The organism is Lacrimispora amygdalina (assembly GCF_003432035.1).
Classification (GTDB): domain Bacteria; phylum Bacillota; class Clostridia; order Lachnospirales; family Lachnospiraceae; genus Lacrimispora; species Lacrimispora amygdalina.
On the sequence record NZ_QOHO01000165.1, the window covers coordinates 1 to 1,231 of the forward strand.

The following is a 1,231-nucleotide window of genomic DNA, read 5'->3' on the forward strand; positions in this document are numbered from 1 at the left end:
CCGTAATTACTGTGAGCCATCATGACGCCGATGGAGCCTGTCCGGGCGGTCTGCGTGACCAGACGCCGGGAGGCGGCACTGGCAAGCAACTGACCTGCACTGCAGTTCATGTCGTTGGCAAGCGCCCATACCGGTTTTATGTCACGCACACGGGCGATGATGTCAGCGCAGTCAAATGCCCCCGCCACCATCCCGCCGGGCGTGTCCATATCGAGCAGAATGCCGTCCACCATCGGATCGCTGGCAGCCTGTTGCAGACGGGCGATAATGCCGTTGTAACCGGTCATCCCCGAGTACGGCTGCAGCGCCCGCGTCCGGCTGACCAGCGTGCCGGACACCGGCAGCACGGCGATGCCGTTCATGACCTGATAACTGCGGGCCTGTCGTGGTCCGTCATCATCACCGGATAATGCCAGCGTCGCGAGTGCCTCCTGGGCAGTCAGGCTGTCGCCGGACACCGCATCCGTCAGGCTGCTGATCCCAAGCTGGCCTGCAAGCGCACAAAAGAAAACCCGCGCATAGGCGGGTTCAAGCATCAGCGGCTCATTAAAGGCCATGCTGGCAATATGCGGGAGATTACGCAGCTCTGCTGTCACTCTTCTCCTCCTCTGTTGATTGTCGCAGCCCGGATTCAAATGCTGCAGCCGCCCAGGCGGGCGGTTTAAGACCGGCTGCACGGCGCTCCATCGTTTCACGGACCTGCTGGGCAAAAATTTCCTGATAGTCGTCACCGCGTTTTGCGCACTCTTTCTCGTAGGTACTCAGTCCGGCTTCTATCAGCATCACCGCTTCCTGAACTTCTTTCAGACCATCGATGGCCATACGACCGGAGCCTATCCAGTCGCAGTTCCCCCAGGCACTGCGGGCTTCCTGAAAACTGAAGCGCGCTTTTGAAGGTAACGTCACCACGCGGCGAACGATGGCCTCTTCCAGCCAGCACAGAAACATCTGGCTCGCCTGACGGGATGCGACGAATTTTCGCCGCCCCATAAAGTACGCCCACGACTCGTTCGCACTGGCCCGTGCCGTGGAGTAGCTCATCTGGGCGTAATTCCGGGAAAGCTGCTCATACGAGACACCCAGCCCGGCAGCGATATACCGCAGCAGTGACTGCTCAAACACGGAGTAGCCGTTATCCGTATCCTGAGCCGTCTGCAGGTTCAGTGAGTCACCCGGCATCAGGTGCGGTACTTTTGCGCCTCCCAGCCGGACCGGCGCTGCGGCGTAATAC

General features: G+C 60.3%; 2 protein-coding genes. Both read right to left on the reverse strand.

The genetic code is table 11. The features are described 5' to 3' along the window. Positions 1–596 (reverse strand): S49 family peptidase (locus tag DS742_RS28475; RefSeq protein WP_147325908.1); only part of this gene is annotated, 596 nt, incomplete at its 3' end. Then, positions 577–1,231, reverse strand: a 655-nt coding sequence (locus DS742_RS28480; protein WP_086261092.1) for a phage portal protein, incomplete at its 5' end; no start/stop codon positions are given. The genes DS742_RS28475 and DS742_RS28480, both read right to left, overlap by 20 nt.